The following is a 16,113-nucleotide window of genomic DNA, read 5'->3' as shown; positions in this document are numbered from 1 at the left end:
GCCGGACGGGATACGGCTATCCGGCCTTGGCCGCGTTGCCGAGCACCTTGGTCGGGGTGACGCGCACGACGAGGCGGACGTTCTCGGCCGGGGCCTCGGCGTACTCCTTGCCGCCGCCCGGCCCCATGTACTGCTCCGCGATGAGGACGGCGACCTCGCGGCCCGTGTCCTCGGCGAGGGTGGCCGTGCCGCGGATCTCCACGTACATGAAGGGGTTGGCGGTGTCGAAGACGGTCAGCCCGACGCGCGCGTCGCGGGCGATGTTGCGCTCCTTGCGGCGCCCCTGCTCGGTGGAGATCAGCAGTTCGTCGCCGTCCCTGGCCACCCAGACCACCGAACTCTGCGGGCCGCCGTCGGGGTTGAGGGTGGTGAGCACCGCCGGGTGCGGGGAGTCGAGCAGTTTGCGTACCGTGTCATTCAGCACAATGGTCATGCGGGCGACGCTAGTTGGCGGATTCGGGCTCCGTCCAAGGATTTGCCGCTACTGGGAAAAGTCGCCGGACGGCGGCGCTTGTCCTACTCCCAGGGGATGTTGAGCCAGGGACTGCCCGGATCGCTCATCAGCGCCTGGTGGGTGGCGGCCATGTCCGTGTACCAGTGCCCGTACTCCTCCTCGTCGAACTGAAGGCAGCGCCCCAGGATGAAGCCGGCGGAGAGGTCCTCCCAGGAGCGGTAGGAGAGCCGGCAGACCCTCCCGGCCCTCACCACGGCGTCCTCCGCCTCCTGGAGCGTGCACAGGCGGGCGCCGAGGCCCCAGCGGGCCATCTGGGAGGCCCGCCCGTAGTCCCAGGCCTCGACGGACCGGACGAACCTGCCCTCGCCGAGGATCCCGTCGGCCCGGAAGCGCTGCTCGTAGCGCGCGATGCGGCCGATGACCCGCTGGACGCCGGCGACCTCCCCCTCGATCTCGGCCGTGGAACGCGGCCGGGCGACGGTGACGCCTTCGGGGGTGATCCGGGGCTCGGCCGCCCGTTCGGCGTTGGCCCGCAGGGTCGCCTCGGTGGCGTGGCGCCAGTGCTCGATGTCCACCGGCCCGGCGAACTCCTTGGCGAGGGCGGCGCGGATCCGGAGCGCGAACTCCCATACCGCGCTGACCATGTCCGCCGTCAGCAACTGCTCTACGGTGACCAGCCACTCCTCGCGGGTGGTGATGCCCCAGTGCTCCTTGAGCTTCTCGCGCTCCTTGCCGTAACCCTCGCCGTGGTAGCCGAGGGCGTTCCAGAACAGCCCGTTGCGTACCGAGAGGTGCGCGCCGCAGGCGAGCCCGAAGGCGGCGGGGCCGCGCAGCGGTCCCCCGACGTGGAGGGCGTGCACCTTGTTCTGCTCCAGGCCGTACCGGGGCGCCCGGTCCCAATGGGCGTTCCACACGGCGCGGTCGGCGGGGGAGGCCGGCAGGAAGGCCTCGCAGGGGCTGCCGGGGTTGACGGCCAGGAACGGAGGGTCGCCGGGCTCGAAGCCGGCGGCGAACCAGGCGAGGCTCTGGCGTTTGAAGACCACGTCGGCGGTGGGGGCGGGCAGCATGCCGGCCGTGTACGCGACGTAGCAACGGGCGCGGGCCTGGGGGAAGTACGCGGGTTCGAGGAGCACGGAGGTGGGATGTGCGTCCGCGTAGCCGCGGGCCAGGGGGATGAACAGCCAGGCGCCGGCCAGGGTGTCGAAGTAGGAGGGCCAGTCGTTCCTGAGCTTGGCTTCGTACAGCTCTCGTTCTACGACGCTCGGCGCGATCCAGGTCCCCATGCGGGAAACCCTAACGGGCCCCGTGGCGCCGGTCGCGGCCCGTACGGTCCCCCCGGCGGGGGCTGCGCGCACGCGGTGAGCACCGCGCACGACCGTCACTCAGGGTGATGGTTTCACGAGGGTGCAGCACCGGTGGTGGAGTCGGAGGGAGAAGGTATCTGTGCAGGTCGCAGGCGTGGGGGCGGGGGTTTGGGCCGTGCGCGGGCCGGTTTCCGGTTGCCGAATGTGACCGGGTGGCGGTGAGTGGACAGGGGCACATCCCCTGCCCCGCGACTCTGAACAGGAGAGAAATCTTGCACCGCATCACCCGCTACACCCTCCCCGCCGCCCTGTGCGTGACGCTCATGTCCGTCTCCCCCGGTCTGGCCGGTGCGGCCGACGCCCCGGCGAAGGCGCCGGCGCCGGTGGCGAAGAAGGCCATCCCCGGTGCCGAGGCGCTGACCGCGCAGGTGGCTTCCCTCGGGGCCGCCGGCAGCATGATCACCCCGGTCACGAACTTCCTCGGGGAGGTGCTGAAGTCGCCGGACGGGAAGCTCCCGGAGGCGGACCTGGCCGCGCACAAGCAGAAGATCGACGCGGCCCTGGCCTCCATGAAGAAGACCTTCGCGGCGGCCGCTCCGGCGGCGGCCCCGGCGGCTCCCGCCGTACCGGAGGCGGCGGCCAAGCCTCCGGCGGCCGCGCCGGTGACCCCGGTGGTCCTGCCGAAGCAGCCGGCGGACGAGCCCCCGGCAGCCGTGGCGAAGCCCCCGGCGGAGGCCGCGAAGCCGCCGGTGGAGGCTGTGAAGCCGCCGGTGGAGGCTGCGAAGCCGCCCGTAGCCGCCAAGCCGCCGGTGGAGGCTGCGAAGCCGCCGATGGAGGCTGCGAAGCCGCCGATGGAGGCTGCGAAGCCTCCGGTCGAAGCCGCCAAGCCGCCGGTCGAGGCTGCGAAGCCCCCGGCGGAGGCCGCGAAGCCGCCCGTTGAGGCCGCCAAGCCTCCGGTCGACGCTGCGAAGCCGCCGATGGAGGCCGCCAAGCCCCCCGTTGAGGCCGCGAAGCCGCCGGCCGAAGCTGCGAAGCCGCCGGTCGACGCGGCCAAGCCCCCGGCAGAAGCCGCCAAGCCGCCCGTCGACGCGGCCGTGCCGCCCGCCGCCGTCGCGCAGCCCGTCACGCTCCCTGCCGTCGCCCCGGCCGTCGCGGCGAAGCCCCGGGCCGTGGACCGCGCCCGCGTCGACCTCGTCACCGCCGCCGTCGACCACCTCAAGGCCTCCGTCGACGAAGTCGCCAAGGCCGCCGGCCCCTGCGGCTGCACCACCGACGCCAAGGCCAAGGCCAACGACGTCGTGAACGACCTCGGCGCCACCGTGGTCGCCCTCTTCACCGGCCTCGGCCTGCCCGGCATGCCGGCCGCCGCCCCCGCCCCGGCGGAATAGGCCCCACCTCCGCCCCCGGCGTCCCTCCGACGCCGGGGGCGGACGGCCGTCCCGTACGACCCCCCGTGCGACCGCGCGACCGTGCGGACACCCTTGACGCGCCCCGCCGCCCGATGGACGCTCCCGGGTCTGCACACAACGGTTGACGCTGGGGGGCCGGTCATGCCGGAGCAGTCTGTCCAGACGGCGGGGGAGCTGCGCGCGCGGCTCGTGGCGCGGGGAGCGCGCTGGTCCGTCATCGAACATCTCGCCGACGAGGAGCCCGTACCCCGGCCCTCCCTCGGCCTGGAACCGGGCGTGAACCTCACGCCCGCCGCGCAGATCGGCGCCGTCGACCTGCCGGCGCTCATCGGCCACGAGAGCGCCGATCCGCGCCTCACCCGCCGCCGCGCCGCCCACGGCCTGCTGCCCGGATCGCCGCCCGCGGGGCCCGGCGCCCGACCCGCTGCCGTCGACTGGCGCACCCGCTGGGGCTGGCCCTGGATCACCAAGGTGAAGGACCAGAACCCGTGCGGCTCCTGCTGGGCCTTCGGGGCCGCGGGACTCGTCGAGTCCATGGCCCGCATCGAGCACAACGTGTGGGCGAAGCGCTCCGAGGGGGACGTCCACGACGGTCTGAAGTTCACCTGCGGCCAGGGCTCCAACCCCGAGACCGCCCTCGACTGGGTCAAGGCCAACGGCGGCCTCGCCGACCCCGACTGCTGGCCCTACTCCCCGCCCCCGGCCACCGTCCCGGCCGACCGCCGCGACGCCTGGCGCGCCGAGTACACGCCCAGCTGGGACCGGTCCGGCCGGACCGTCCGGATCACCGACTACGTACGCCTCGGAGATGTGGAGCAGCAGAAGGTCTGGCTGGACACCGTCGGCCCGCTCACCGCCTGCTTCGACGTGTACGACGACTTCTTCGGCCTCGGCTCCGGGGTCTACCACCGCACCAGCGACCGTCTCGCGGGCGGCCACTGCGTCCTGATCACCGGCTACGACGACGCGGCGGGCTGCTGGCTGTTCAAGAACTCCTGGGGGACGGGCTACCACGTCGGCGGCCACGGGCGGATCGCCTACGGCGAGGTCAACATCGACTACTGGGCCAAGTGCGGTCTGCACGGCACCAACATCGACCCGTGGAGCAAGCGCCGCCTGCACGCCGGCAACGTCTACGAGAGCGGCAACGGCCGAGCCCACCGCAATTTCGAGCTGTGCGCGGCCGCCGGCGGGGGCCGCCTCCAGCACTGGTGGCGCGAGGGCGACGCCCCCTTCGCGTGGACCCGCGCCCAGGCGTACGCGAGTGACGCCTCCGGCCAGCCCGCCTTCACCGGCACCACGTACAACCGGAACATGGAGTCCCTGCACGTGACGACCGGCGGCCGGCTGCGCCACTGGTACTACGAGCAGTCCGCCGGCGTCTGGCGCGACGGCGGCGCCTTCGGGCCGGGCGACGCGGCGATCGGCTCGACCCCGGCGTTCATCCAGAGCGACTACGGCAAGCCGGGCAACTTCGAGGTGGTCGTCCGCACCGCCGACGGCCGTCTGAACCACTGGTGGCGGATCAACGGCGCCCCCTGGACCTGGAACGACGGCGGCCGCTTCGGCTCCGGCATCGCCCACTACGGGCCCGCCCTCGTCCAGACCCGCGGCCGCACCCTCGACCTCGTCGCCACCCGTACGGACGGCCGGATGCAGCTGTGGTGGCGCGACGACCCGAACGGCTTCACCTGGCGCCCCGGGGAGGTCTTCGGGAGCGCGATCACCTCCGCACCCTGCCTGATCGAGTCCCAGTACGGGGCGGCCGACGAGGACACCGCCGGGAACTACGAGCTCTGCGCGGTCGGCGCCGGCGGCCGCGTCGAGCACTGGTGGCGCGGCAACGCCGCCGGCTCCGCCTGGAGCCGCGGTGCCGTCTTCGGCCACGACGCGCTCGCCGTCACCGGGATGCTCCAGGGGAGTTTCGGGTTCAACCTGGAGGTCATCGTCCTGCGCACGGACCGGCAGCTTCAGCACTACTGGCGGGACGCGGCGGGCTGGCACGAGGGGCCGGTGATCGGCCCCGCCTGAGCCGGGAGGTCTTCGCGGTGGAGGTACGCCGGATCGCCCTGGGCGCGGGCGAGTCGTACGAGCTGCGGCTCGCCGGGCGCGGGGCGCGCGGGTACGTGTGGACCTGGCAGGTCACCGGGGACGCGGACGCCGTCTCCGTCAGCGACGTGAGCGGGCCCCCGCCGCCGCCCGCGCAGGTGCTGCCCGGGGCCCAGCTGGAGCGGACCTACCTGGTCCGGGGCCGCTGCCCGGGCGGGCGGGCCACGATCCGCTTCGCGCAGATCCGGCCGCCCTACCCGCAGGAGGCCCCGTACGACGAGTTCGTGCTGGAGGTGGAGGTCACGGGCGCGACCCCCGGGAGGGACGGGAGCTGAGCGCCCGGTGCCGTACGGCCTCCAGCGGGCCCGCCCGAAGCGGCGCGGCTGTCCACATCCCGGACGGGGAGGACCGGTGCACCCTTCACGTATCTATCCTGTGCGCATGCCTTCAGCCGCTCCCCCAGCCACCACCGCGCCGGCGGCCGTTCCCGCCGCCGAACGCGTCTACCGACACGTCAAGCACGCCGTGCTGGTGGACCGCCGCTACGAGGGCGGCACCCTCCTCACCGAGGGCGAACTCGCCGACGCCGTCGGGGTGTCCCGTACGCCGGTCCGCGAGGCGCTGCTGCGTCTGGAGACCGAGGGGCTGCTGAAGCTGTACCCGAAGAAGGGCGCGCTGGTGCTGCCGGTCTCCGCTCAGGAGATCGCCGACGTCATAGAAACCCGGCTGCTGGTCGAGGAGTTCACCGTACGCAGGGCCGTACCGGCCCCGCCCGGGCTGCTGGAGCGGCTCGCGGAACTGCTGGAGGAGCAGCGCCGGCACGCCGCCGGGGGCGACCTCGCGGCGATGATGGCCGCCGACCGGGGTTTCCACGCCGAGATCGTGCGCAGCGCCGGGAACGCGATCCTCTGCCGCCTGTACGACCAGCTCCGCGACCGGCAGCTGCGGATGGGCGTGGCCCTGCTGCACGCGCACCCCGAGAGGGTGGAGCGCTCGCTGGCCGAGCACGCGGAGATCCTGGACGCGCTGCGGGCCGGGGACGCGGAGACGGCGGCCGCCGCCGTACGGGGTCACGTGGGCCGCGTCGAGTCGCTGGTGCGGGGGCCGGGCCGGTGAGCGGGGCGGTGGTCTTCAAGGATCCCCCGGGGGGCCGGAAGGCGGTGGCCGTCTGGTCCATCGGCGTGGCCGTCTACTTCGTCGCGGTGATCTTCCGTACGAGCCTGGGCGTGGCCGGACTGGAGGCGGCGGACCGCTTCCACGTCAACGCCTCCGCGCTCTCGACCTTCTCCATCCTCCAACTCCTGGTGTACGCGGGCATGCAGGTGCCGGTGGGGCTGATGGTGGACCGGCTCGGCACCAAGAAGGTGCTGACGCTGGGCGCCGTCCTGTTCACGGCCGGGCAGATCGGCTTCGCGCTCTCGCCCACGTACGGGATGGCCCTCGCAGCCCGCGCCCTGCTGGGCTGCGGCGACGCGATGACCTTCATCTCCGTCCTGCGGCTGGGCACCCGGTGGTTCCCGGCCCGGCGCGGTCCGCTGACGGCGCAGCTGGCGGGGCTGGTCGGCATGGCCGGCAACCTGGTCTCCACGCTGGTGCTGGCACCCGTGCTGCACGGGTTCGGCTGGGTGCAGGCGTTCGCGGGCAGCGCGGCGGCGGGCGTGCTGGTGCTGATCCCGCTGGTGCTGTTCCTGAAGGACCACCCGGAAGGCCACGAGCCGCCGGCGCGCGTGGCGGGCGGGGGCTTCGTGCGCCGCCAGATCCGGGAGTCCTGGCAGGAGCCCGGCACCCGACTGGGCCTGTGGGTGCACTTCACGACGCAGTTCCCGGCGATGGTGTTCCTGCTGCTGTGGGGCATGCCGTTCCTGGTCGAGGACCAGGGGCTGGCGCGGACCACCGCGGCCGGACTGCTGACCCTGGTGGTGGCCTCGAACATGGCCTTCGGCCTCGTCTACGGCCAGCTGATAGGCCGCCGCCAGTCGGCGAGGATCCCGCTGGCGCTGGGGACCGTCGGTCTCACGGCGCTGCTGTGGGCCTCGACTCTGGCCTACCCGGGGCAGCGGGCCCCGATGTGGCTCCTCGTCATGCTGTGCGTGGTCCTGGGGACCTGCGGCCCGGCCTCGATGATCGGCTTCGACTTCGCCCGCCCCGCGAACCCGCCCGAGCGCCAGGGCACGGCGTCGGGCATCACCAACATGGGCGGCTTCCTGGCCTCGATGACGACCCTGCTGGCGATCGGCCTCCTCCTGGACGCCACCGGCGACGACTACCGGATCGCCTTCTCGTCGGTCTTCGTGGTGGAACTCCTGGGCCTGACCCAGATCCTGCGCCTGCGCCCGGCGGCCCTGAGGGCGGAACGCGCCCACCGGCCGACCGTTCCGAGCCGCCACAGCGCGGACTCCCCGAGCCCGACCCGGGCCTGAGCGGCGGTTCCCCGCGCGGCGGCCACGGAGTCACGGGGTCAAGGGGTCACGGGGTCAAGGGGTCAAGGGGTCACGGCGAAGTGGGCCAGGATCGCCTCGGCCAGCTCGGCGTCGCCCTCGACCTTCACCCGGTCCGCGACGGCACCCGCGCGCACCCGGCCCGCCGCGAGGCGCACGTACGTCTCCCAGTCCGTCGTCAGCGTCACGGCCGGGCCCAGCGAGGGCGTACCGTCCACCGTCCCGCGCCCCTGCGCGTCCACGCGCACGGTCCGCAGGAACTCCACCGGGCCGTGCACGTCGATCACGACCGCCGAGTTCGCCGGCGCCCCGGCCTTCTTCGCGACCACCTTCGGCAGCCCCGCCAGCAGGATGTCGCGCGCCACGTACGCCCCCGGCGAGTCCCAGTTCCCCGGCACGCCCAGCGCCGCCCGCAGGTCCTGCTCGTGGATCCACACGTCGAACGCGCGCAGCCGCAGAGCGTGCTCCAGGGTCACCTGGTCGCCCAGCGGTCCCCGCACCATCGTGTCCGGATCCCGCTTCTCGTTCCGCAGCTGCCGCGACCGCCGGATGATCGTGTACTCCAGCTCCGAGGTCATCTCCGGCGCGGTGTGGTGGCGCCGGACGTCGACCTGGACCTCCATGTACCGGGTGAACTCGTCCACGACGTGCCGCAGATCCCGCGGCAGCGTGTGGATCGGCCGCGGATCCCCCAGCTGCTCGCACTCGATGCCGATGACGTGTGACACCACATCACGGACGGACCAGCCGGGGCACGGGGTCGCGCGGTTCCACTCGCCCTCCGTCAGGGGGAGGACGAGCTCGGATATCGCCTCGATGGAGTGGGTCCACGCGTCGGCATAGGGCTGGAGGCTGGGATGCGGCTGGACGGTCAACGGGACCCCTCGCGTGCTGTTCAGTGGCGCGTTTTCTGGAAGCGTGTGGACTGATTCCCAAACTACGCTGCCGGTGAGCACCCCGGCACCGCTTTCGTGTGACGATCGTAGGCCGGAGTTGACGGCTTGAATGCCAGGACGGTGGTAGTGTGCGCGCCTCGCTGATCCAAATCGCGGTGTCCGACGGGGAGTCGGTCGCCTCACGCCGGGCCCGAGCGGCCGATCTCGTACGGGAGCAGTCGGGCTCGGACCTGGTCGTGCTGCCCGAACTGTGGACGGTGGGCGCCTTCGCCTACGAGCAGTTCGAGACAGAGGCCGAGCCGCTGGACGGCCCGACGTACGAGGCGATGTCGAAGGCGGCGAGCGACGCCGGGGTCTGGCTGCACGCCGGATCGGTCGTGGAGCGCGCGGGCGACGGCTCCCTCTACAACACCGCCCTCGTCCTGTCGCCGGCCGGCGAGCTGGCCGCCACGTACCGCAAGATCCACCGCTTCGGCTTCGACCAGGGCGAGGCCGTCCTGATGTCGGCCGGCGAGTCCCTGACCACCGTGACCCTGCCGGAGCAGGTCCTCGGCATCGCCACCTGCTACGACCTGCGCTTCCCCGAGCTGTTCCGGGGCCTGGTCGACGCCGGGGCCACCACGATGGTCGTGGCCGCGGGCTGGCCGGCCCGCCGCCGGGCCCACTGGACCCTGCTGAACCGGGCCCGGGCCGTCGAGGACCAGTCGTACGTCCTCGCCTGCGGGCTGGCCGGTACGCACGCGGGCGTCGAGCAGGCCGGGCACAGCCTGGTCGTGGACCCGTGGGGCGAGGTCCTGGCCGAGGCGGGCCCCGGCGAGGACGTCCTCACCGTCGAGCTGGACCCCTCGAAGGTGGCCGAGACCCGCGAGCAGTTCCCGGCCCTGAAGGACCGCCGCATGCGCTGACCGTCGCCCGGGGCCCCGGGGCTCCGGGGCTCCGGGGCCCCGCGGGCCCGCGTCCCGGAAGCCCCCGGCCCCCCCGGAACCCCTGGACGGCCCCGGAAGCCGCCGGATGCCCCCGGAAGGCCCCGGTTGACGCCGGGGTCCGCGGGCAGAGGGGGAGGAGTGGGCGGTGCCGGACCGGTTCCGCGCCGGGAGACGAGGAGGGGGACGCGCCGTGAAGGACGACGCAGAGGACGTGCTGGAGGCCGCACTGGAGCCGCACGAGCCCGCCGCCGCGGAGATCGAGGCCCGCCGGCGCGTCCGGGACCGGGCCACGGGCATGACCCACCACGCGGCGCGGGCCGCCCTGGAGGCCGTGCTCGCCGACACCGGTGACCTGGAGTCCGCGGACGCCGGCGCCCGCGCCGAGGCCGCCGAGTGGCAGCGCATCAGCGACCTCCTGCTGGACCACGGAGGCCCGTACGCGCCGGACACCGACGCCTACGTCCAGGGCCAGCTCACGGCCCGGCACCACCATCGGGACCGGCCCCGTCCTCCCGTTCCCTCTCCGCCATCCGGATGACGCACACGGCGACCGCGATCAGCAGCGCCGCGTCCGCGTCCTCTCGGATCACGTCCACGGCGTAGGTCTCGCGGATCCGGTACCACTGGCGCGAGACCAGGGCGAGGAGCTCCCCCTCGTATTCGATCTTGAACTCCCGGTCCAGGAGCCGCCCGCTCACGTCCAGTTCGGTGCCCTCGATCAGCTTCACGAGGTAGTGGCCCCGCAGCAGGGACAGCCGCTTGCGGCGGATCACGGCGAGCCGGCGCTCGTCGCGCTCCAGCGTCATCGCGTCGCGCAGGCCCAGCAGCTTCTCCCGCAGCGTGATCAGGATGTGCCCGTCCGGATCCTTCAGCTCCAGCGTGTCCCGGATGCGCAGCGCCTTGCCGTCGACGAGGAAGGCGTGCCTGCCGTCCTCGTCCTCGATCCAGTAGTCGTCGCCGAGGGCCAGCATTTTGTCCCGAACCAGGTATTTCATGCCCGGATCGATGCCCGCGATAGGTTGCCGCCATGCCCCTGCTCTATGTGACCGACCTGGCGTACCCGGCGCGCGGCCGCCGCTACTGCGACGAGGACATCCTCCTCACCTCCCGCCTGCGCGAGCACTTCCCGCTCGCCCTGTGCCATCCGCTGGACGCGGAGGCCGTCATGGCGGACTTCGACGCGGTGGTCGTCCGCAACAGCGGGCCGGTCCTGCACTACCAGGAGGCGTACGACGCGTTCCGCGCGGCCGCGCTCGCCGCCGGTACCCGCGTCTACAACCCGCTCACGGGCCGCGGCGACATGGCCGGCAAGCAGTACCTCCTCGACCTCACGGCCGCCGGCTACCCGGTCATCCCCACGATCGACGACCCCGCCGACCTCGCGCTGCTCCCGTCGGTGCCCTCGTACGCGGTGAAGCCCAAGCAGGGCGCCGACTCCATAGGCCTGACCTTCACCCCGCACCCGGACGGCCCGGCGGGGGTGAACCTGATCCAGCCGCGCGTCGACTTCGCGTACGAGGTCTCCTTCTACTTCGTCGACGACGCCTTCCAGTACGCGCTGTACGCCCCGGACCCGGCCCGCCGCTGGCAGCTGGAGCCGTACGAGGCCACGGCGGCCGACCTCGACTTCGCCCGCGCCTTCATCGCGTGGAACACGCTGGCGCACGGCATCCAGCGGGTGGACGCCTGCCGCGCCCCGTCGGGCGAGCTGCTCCTCGTCGAACTGGAGGACCTGAACCCGTACCTCTCCCTGGACCTGGTCCCCCCGGCGACCCAGGAGGCCTTCGTCACCGCTCTGACGCAATCCCTCCACTCCTTCCTCACGGTCTGACGACGCGTCCGATGTCAGAGGGGAGTGCCACGATTCCCCCATGGACAAGCAAACGTTCTGGAAGCTGATCGACGCCGCCCGCACGGACGCCGAGCCGGACCAGGTGGCGGCGCGGGCCTCGGAGTTGCTGGCGCGCTGCCCCGAGGCCGAGATAGCCGCCGCCCAGCAGGTGCTGTGGGACCTGCTGGCGGAGTCCTACCGCAGCCCCCTGTGGGCCGCGGCGTACGTGATCAACGGCGGCTGCTCGGACGACGGCTTCGACTACTTCCGCGGCTGGCTCCTCACCCAGGGCGAGGAGGCCTTCGCCGGGGCCCTGGCCGACCCCGACTCCCTCGCGGACCACCCCGCGGTCCGCGAGGCGGCGGCGCAGGGCCTGGAGCTGTGGGACGAGGAGGCCCTGTCGATCGCCTGGACGGCCTACGAATCCGCCACGGGCCGCGAGCTCCCGTCGGACTCCTTCACGATCAGCTACCCCGCGCTGGACCCGTCCTGGGACTTCGACTTCGACGACACGAAGGAGACCGCCGCCCGCCTCCCCCGCCTGAGCGCCCTCTTCGACTAGCCGCCCCGGGCGCACCCGGCGGACGCGGTCGCACGCCCGTGACCTGGCGTTCACGGGGAAGGCAAGACCGCGATCGACCGCCAGGAAGCCGACTGCCGGGCTTGGGCGGAGCGCAACGGACTGACAGTCCGCAAGGTCCACGTCGACCGTGGACGTTCCGGCTACAAGAACGTCAGCCGCAAGGGGTTCGACGCGGCGATCACAGCCGTCACGGCCGGCGTCGTGGGCGTGCTGATCGTCTGGAAACTCGACCGTCTGTCCCGCAAAGGCATCGGCGAGGTCGGCAAGGCGCTGGACGACATAGGCCGGGGCGGCGGGCGGTTGGTCTCCGTCATGGATGGCCTCGACACGCAGAACGACAGTGCCCGCGTCACCATTGCGATGTTGGCGGAGCTCGCGCGCAACGAGTCACGCAATCTGGGGATGCGCGTGGGCAGTGCCAAGCGGTACCTGCGGCAGCGAGGGCAATGGATCGGCGGGCAGCCGCCCTACGGGCTCCTGGTGAACCCGGAGGCGAAGAAGCTCGTCCACGACCCCGAGACCGCTGTCTACGCCCGCCTGATCGCCGACGAAGCGCTGTCCGGGAAGGCCCTCGTTCACATTGCCCGACTGCTGAACGAGAACGGGGTGGAGTCGGCCCGCGGAGGCGAGTGGAACTCGTCCAGCGTCATGCAGCTCCTTCGCTCACCGGCCTTCGCCGGTCTCATGCCGCAGACCGAGTACGAGGAGCAGCCGGATGGGACACGCAAGTACATGAACCGGGTCTCTCCCTACCGGGACCCGGAGACGCTCGAAACCGTGAGTATCGGCGAGGGGATCATCACGGTCGGGGAGCGTGAGCTCATCCTCCGCCAGCTCGAAGCGCGCACGTTCCCTCTGGCGGGGATGCGGCACGGTCACAAGCAGGGGAAGTCGCTGCTCACCGGGATAGCGCGTTGTGGGCTCTGCGGGGCCCGGATGAGCAAGGCCGGCACGTCGTACCAGTGCTCCAGCCACCGCATGGGGCGAGGATGCTCCGGCGTCTCGGCTCGGGTGGAGAGCATCGATGACTACGTGACCCGGGCGTTCCTCTCACGCCTGCCTTCCCTGGGGCCTCAGGACCCGCTGCTCGCCGTGATCGCCGATCGCTGGGTACAGAGGGAGGACCCGGAGGTTTTCGCGAAGCGGGACGCGATCGAGGCGGAGATCGCGGACGAAGGGGCCCGTCTGGCGGACCTGGAGGAGGCCAGGTACGTCCGTGGCGAGTTCACAGGCGCAGACGCGATCGACCGGTACAACCGACTCGCCGGGCGACTTCGTACCCGCATCGAGGGGCTGCGCGCGGACCTACTGCGGGTGCCGACCCCTTCCGTGGACATCTCTCCGCTCCTGGACGCGAGCCTGCTGCGTGAATCGTGGGAAGCCGACGATGCGGCCGGAAGGCGTGCACGCCTTGGCCTCGCAATCGATCGCGTGGAAGTCCGGCGAGGCAGAGTGGGCGTGAGGTTCGACGGTGACGAGCGCTGCCGGATCGTCTGGGCGACGAGAGACGGTGCCGGGGCGGAGTCGGCGGGTGACGAAGTGACGGAATGACGGTCGAAGTCCGCTACCTCCTTAAGAGATATTCTGAGTCTCTATGGATGGAATAGAACTAAATGTCATTCCGTCACTTCGTCACTGGGGCGGCCCGAGGGTCGGCGCGAAGTTGCGCTGTGGTCACCATCCCGACCCCGGCCGCAGCTCGGAACGCGCACGCTGGGTATGACCCCCATTTTCCGGCCCATCGTGGGCTCTGACCAGCGCATATCGACCGCCGAAGGCGCGAGAGCGGCACAGTTAACGCCCTGCAAAGCCCGCCGAAGGCCCCACCCCGTGGGGTCTTCGCCCGATCAGGTGCCGGGTCGGATGTCACTCCGGCGGCTGGCCGTACCTCTCCAGCGTCGCCTTGCTCGTGGACCGGTCCACCAGCCGCAGTTCCCAGGGGCCGGTATTCACGTCGAAGTCCTTGCCGAAGCCGACCCACTTTCCGGCCATGCGCCGTCCGGTCGGCTCGACCAGGAGTTGGATGGCCCCGTGGTAGCGGGCCCCGTTGTAGTAGCCGTCTGCGGCAGTCTGCTCGACCCACGTACCCGTGACCACGTTGCGATCGACAGTGAGATCCAGCGTGAGCGGGCTGTCCGGGTTGCTGCTCGCCCCGGGCAGACTCTGAACGGTCAGCCGGTTCCCGTGCTGGACGATCACTACGTAGTGCTTGCCCTCGTACGAGTCGCCCCGGCTCGAAGAGAAGAACTCGTAGCGGCTGAGCCACACTCCCGAAAACGTCTCCTCACCCGTCTGCGCGGTGGGCTGCGCGCCTACGGAGGCAGACGCGACATCGGTTGTGCCGGTCTCCATGTCATGCCCTCCCTTCCCGTCTGCGTGGACTCGTGCCGTCGGCACCGGCAGGGCGAACCCCAGTGCCTCGACCGGACGCCCAGTGACCCGTTCTAAGGCCCTGGCGTACACGCCCCGAGGCGTCTTGCTCGTGCCGGACTCCCAGCGCTGCACCAGCCGCTTCGAAGCCTCGTTCGGCTCCCCCAGTTCCGCACCTGCCCGGCGGAGCGCCTTGGCGAAGTCGTCTTGGCTTAAGCGCAGGCCGATACGAACGGCCCGCAGCACATCATTCGGCACCACGGCGGTCGTCGTCATGACGTCAAAGCTAGACCGAACAGCCATGCAATGACACCGGTTTGACGCCCTGGAGGGCGTCATTGACACCCCACTGAGTGACGCCCAGGCGACGCCCGAAGCGTCGTCGTTCCGACCGACCGGCGGCGGGAACATCGCTTCACCAACCGGACCGGGCAAGCAGAAGGCCAACGATGACCATGACCGTGCGGGTGTCTCGCGACTCCGGCCAGATGTTCGGCTCTGAGGTGATCTACCCCAGCAGCAGCGCCGAGAAGCCGTTGACCCCCATGGCCTCCGCTGCCTGGCCCCCCTGCAAGTGCCCCCGATGTTCCTCACAGACCAGGAAGGCACAGACGTGACGATCACCGACACGACGAAGGCCGTGTACGACCTCATCACCCCGGAGCTGAGGGCCGACCTCATCACCATGGTCCGCGAGGACTCCTGGCCGGAGATGACCGACGACCAGGGCCAGCGCGGCGTCAACCAGGTGGCGGCCTTCCTCGCCGTCGCCGCGAACACCACGGAGAGGGCCACGCCCAGCCTTCGCGTGGACCTCTTCTGGCACGCACTCGTGCTCCACACCAAGGACTACGCCAGGGTCTGCGACGCGCTCGGCGGCGGATTCATCCACCACGTCCCCGACCGCAACAACGGCCACGACCCCGCCGAGGGCCGGGCCGCGATGCGTCGGACGGCCGAGGTGATCCGATCGGCCGGCTTCGACGTGGACCCGGAGTTCTGGCCGATCAACGGCGCAGCCGACTGCACCCAGAGCTACGCGGGCTGCTCCGACAGCCCCGTTGCCACATAGCTCCGACTTAAGCGGAGCGACTGACCCACGAGAGCTTCAGCCGCCCGGTATCGTGCCGGGCGGCTGTCGCCGTGAACGAGAACGGACAGGTAGTGACTGACGCTCGCAGCACCGCATGGGACACCTACTCGCAGAGCAAGCCCCAGCGGCGGAAGACCAACGCCAAGGGCGAGACCACATGGTTCAACTGGACCCAGTACCCGGACCACGGCCCCAGGGCCGACGTGCTCAACCTCAACCCGGGAGACCGCGTGCTCGATCTCGGGTGCGGGTCTGGAGGGAACGCCGCTCATCTCGCAATGCTCGGCAATCAGTCCGTCGGGATCGACCTCTCCGCCAAGCAGCTCGACAAGGCACGCGAGCGGTGGCCGGGCGTGGACGGGATGGAACTCCGCCAGGCCGACGCGCTCACCTATCTCGGAGACACGTTCACGATCTTCGATGCGGTCTACAGCGTGTTCGGCGCTGCCTGGTTCACCGACCCCGGTCTTCTGCTGCCGATGGTTCACGCGAACCTCAAGCCGGGTGGCGTCTTCGCCTTCTCCCAGCGTCCCCCGGTTGAAGGGTGCTACGGCTGCCAGGCGTCATACATCCCGCGCGGGCCCGAAGAAGACCCCGCTGTCGTCAAGCGGTGGGACTACGAACCCGATGTGTGGGCGCGGATTCTCGAGGAACACGGCTTCGTGGACGTGTCAGCGTCCGTGCTTGCCCCACCCGCCGGGAGTCGGCGCGCAGGAACCCTGTTCGTCCGGGGCGTCCCAGGAGGCTAGTCCGTGGTGGA

17 protein-coding genes are annotated in these 16,113 nt (G+C 71.6%); 12 read left to right on the top strand and 5 right to left on the bottom strand.

Annotation, left to right across the window (positions count from 1 at the left end):
• Positions 1 to 16: 16 nt before the first annotated feature.
• Positions 17 to 433 (bottom strand): PPOX class F420-dependent oxidoreductase, encoded by a 417-nt coding sequence (locus CP980_RS16505; RefSeq protein WP_132758217.1) that lies wholly within the window; start codon positions 431 to 433, stop codon positions 17 to 19.
• Positions 434 to 516: 83 nt separating this feature from the next.
• A complete protein-coding gene (locus CP980_RS16500) occupies positions 517 to 1,737 on the bottom strand; it encodes a DUF1266 domain-containing protein (RefSeq protein ID WP_150528487.1) in 1,221 nt (406 codons plus the stop codon).
• Between the two features lie 293 nt (positions 1,738 to 2,030).
• On the opposite strand from CP980_RS16500, the gene CP980_RS16495 reads away from it, so the two are divergent.
• The 5 genes from CP980_RS16495 (at position 2,031) to CP980_RS16475 (ending at position 7,636) form a co-directional block, all read left to right on the top strand.
• Positions 2,031 to 3,146, top strand: coding sequence for a ribosomal eL19 family protein (locus tag CP980_RS16495; protein WP_150528486.1), 1,116 nt, complete (start codon positions 2,031 to 2,033; stop codon positions 3,144 to 3,146).
• Positions 3,147 to 3,308: 162 nt separating this feature from the next.
• A complete protein-coding gene (locus CP980_RS16490; RefSeq protein WP_150528485.1) occupies positions 3,309 to 5,198 on the top strand; it encodes a C1 family peptidase in 1,890 nt (629 codons plus the stop codon).
• Between the two features lie 17 nt (positions 5,199 to 5,215).
• Entirely contained in the window at positions 5,216 to 5,551 is a 336-nt protein-coding gene (locus tag CP980_RS16485) for a protease inhibitor I42 family protein (protein ID WP_150528484.1), read from the top strand.
• Positions 5,552 to 5,657: 106 nt separating this feature from the next.
• Positions 5,658 to 6,332 carry a GntR family transcriptional regulator gene (locus CP980_RS16480; RefSeq protein ID WP_150528483.1) on the top strand — a complete coding sequence of 225 codons (675 nt, stop codon included), beginning with the start codon at positions 5,658 to 5,660 and terminating at the stop codon, positions 6,330 to 6,332.
• The gene (locus tag CP980_RS16475) at positions 6,329 to 7,636 is read left to right on the top strand and encodes an MFS transporter (RefSeq protein WP_132758229.1); all 1,308 of its coding nucleotides are present in this window, start codon (positions 6,329 to 6,331) and stop codon (positions 7,634 to 7,636) included. The genes CP980_RS16480 and CP980_RS16475 overlap by 4 nt, the downstream gene beginning before the upstream one ends.
• A 62-nt stretch (positions 7,637 to 7,698) precedes the next feature.
• Here CP980_RS16475 and CP980_RS16470 read toward each other — a convergent pair whose 3' ends face one another.
• Positions 7,699 to 8,529: a maleylpyruvate isomerase family mycothiol-dependent enzyme gene (locus CP980_RS16470; RefSeq protein WP_132758231.1), complete on the bottom strand. Its 831-nt coding sequence runs from the start codon at positions 8,527 to 8,529 to the stop codon at positions 7,699 to 7,701.
• A 149-nt stretch (positions 8,530 to 8,678) separates the two neighbouring features.
• On the opposite strand from CP980_RS16470, the gene CP980_RS16465 reads away from it, so the two are divergent.
• On the top strand, positions 8,679 to 9,455 hold the full coding sequence (locus CP980_RS16465; protein ID WP_132758233.1) for a carbon-nitrogen family hydrolase: 777 nt from the start codon (positions 8,679 to 8,681) through the stop codon (positions 9,453 to 9,455).
• 211 nt (positions 9,456 to 9,666) lie between these two features.
• Positions 9,667 to 10,014 (top strand): hypothetical protein, encoded by a 348-nt coding sequence (locus CP980_RS16460; protein WP_229907322.1) that lies wholly within the window; start codon positions 9,667 to 9,669, stop codon positions 10,012 to 10,014.
• Here the strand turns inward: CP980_RS16460 and CP980_RS16455 are convergent.
• A complete protein-coding gene (locus tag CP980_RS16455) occupies positions 9,950 to 10,471 on the bottom strand; it encodes an LURP-one-related/scramblase family protein (RefSeq protein ID WP_150528482.1) in 522 nt (173 codons plus the stop codon). The genes CP980_RS16460 and CP980_RS16455 overlap by 65 nt on opposite strands.
• A gap of 32 nt (positions 10,472 to 10,503) precedes the next feature.
• On the opposite strand from CP980_RS16455, the gene CP980_RS16450 reads away from it, so the two are divergent.
• From CP980_RS16450 to CP980_RS16440, 3 genes are all read left to right on the top strand, one after another.
• Positions 10,504 to 11,307, top strand: a complete 804-nt coding sequence (locus CP980_RS16450) for an ATP-grasp domain-containing protein (RefSeq protein WP_132758235.1) — start codon at positions 10,504 to 10,506, stop codon at positions 11,305 to 11,307.
• 40 nt (positions 11,308 to 11,347) lie between these two features.
• On the top strand, positions 11,348 to 11,869 hold the full coding sequence (locus CP980_RS16445) for a DUF4240 domain-containing protein (protein WP_132758237.1): 522 nt from the start codon (positions 11,348 to 11,350) through the stop codon (positions 11,867 to 11,869).
• A 72-nt stretch (positions 11,870 to 11,941) separates the two neighbouring features.
• Positions 11,942 to 13,441 (top strand): recombinase family protein, encoded by a 1,500-nt coding sequence (locus tag CP980_RS16440; protein ID WP_268257459.1) that lies wholly within the window; start codon positions 11,942 to 11,944, stop codon positions 13,439 to 13,441.
• A gap of 315 nt (positions 13,442 to 13,756) precedes the next feature.
• Here the strand turns inward: CP980_RS16440 and CP980_RS16435 are convergent, their stop codons facing one another.
• The gene (locus CP980_RS16435) at positions 13,757 to 14,536 is read right to left on the bottom strand and encodes a helix-turn-helix domain-containing protein (RefSeq protein ID WP_150528480.1); all 780 of its coding nucleotides are present in this window, start codon (positions 14,534 to 14,536) and stop codon (positions 13,757 to 13,759) included.
• Between the two features lie 337 nt (positions 14,537 to 14,873).
• Here CP980_RS16435 and CP980_RS16430 point away from each other — a divergent pair, with 337 nt between their 5' ends.
• Positions 14,874 to 15,332: a glycine-rich domain-containing protein gene (locus tag CP980_RS16430; RefSeq protein ID WP_150528479.1), complete on the top strand. Its 459-nt coding sequence runs from the start codon at positions 14,874 to 14,876 to the stop codon at positions 15,330 to 15,332.
• 92 nt (positions 15,333 to 15,424) lie between these two features.
• Positions 15,425 to 16,102 carry a class I SAM-dependent methyltransferase gene (locus CP980_RS16425; protein ID WP_150530249.1) on the top strand — a complete coding sequence of 226 codons (678 nt, stop codon included), beginning with the start codon at positions 15,425 to 15,427 and terminating at the stop codon, positions 16,100 to 16,102.
• Positions 16,103 to 16,113 lie beyond the last annotated feature (11 nt).

This window comes from Streptomyces vinaceus, assembly GCF_008704935.1.
In the GTDB taxonomy this organism is placed as follows: Bacteria; Actinomycetota; Actinomycetes; order Streptomycetales; family Streptomycetaceae; genus Streptomyces; species Streptomyces vinaceus.
This window is presented reverse-complemented; position numbering and strand designations above follow the sequence as displayed.

Excerpts from the sequence above, each read along its gene's own strand:
- CP980_RS16490 (WP_150528485.1), top strand. The coding sequence starts at position 3,309 with ATGCCGGAGCAGTCTGTCCAGACGGCGGGGGAGCTGCGCGCGCGGCTC.
- CP980_RS16500 (WP_150528487.1), bottom strand. The coding sequence starts at position 1,737 with ATGGGGACCTGGATCGCGCCGAGCGTCGTAGAACGAGAGCTGTACGAA.
- CP980_RS16455 (WP_150528482.1), bottom strand. The coding sequence starts at position 10,471 with ATGAAATACCTGGTTCGGGACAAAATGCTGGCCCTCGGCGACGACTAC.
- CP980_RS16480 (WP_150528483.1), top strand. The coding sequence starts at position 5,658 with ATGCCTTCAGCCGCTCCCCCAGCCACCACCGCGCCGGCGGCCGTTCCC.
- CP980_RS16505 (WP_132758217.1), bottom strand. The coding sequence starts at position 433 with ATGACCATTGTGCTGAATGACACGGTACGCAAACTGCTCGACTCCCCG.
- CP980_RS16435 (WP_150528480.1), bottom strand. The coding sequence starts at position 14,536 with ATGACGACGACCGCCGTGGTGCCGAATGATGTGCTGCGGGCCGTTCGT.
- CP980_RS16450 (WP_132758235.1), top strand. The coding sequence starts at position 10,504 with ATGCCCCTGCTCTATGTGACCGACCTGGCGTACCCGGCGCGCGGCCGC.
- CP980_RS16445 (WP_132758237.1), top strand. The coding sequence starts at position 11,348 with ATGGACAAGCAAACGTTCTGGAAGCTGATCGACGCCGCCCGCACGGAC.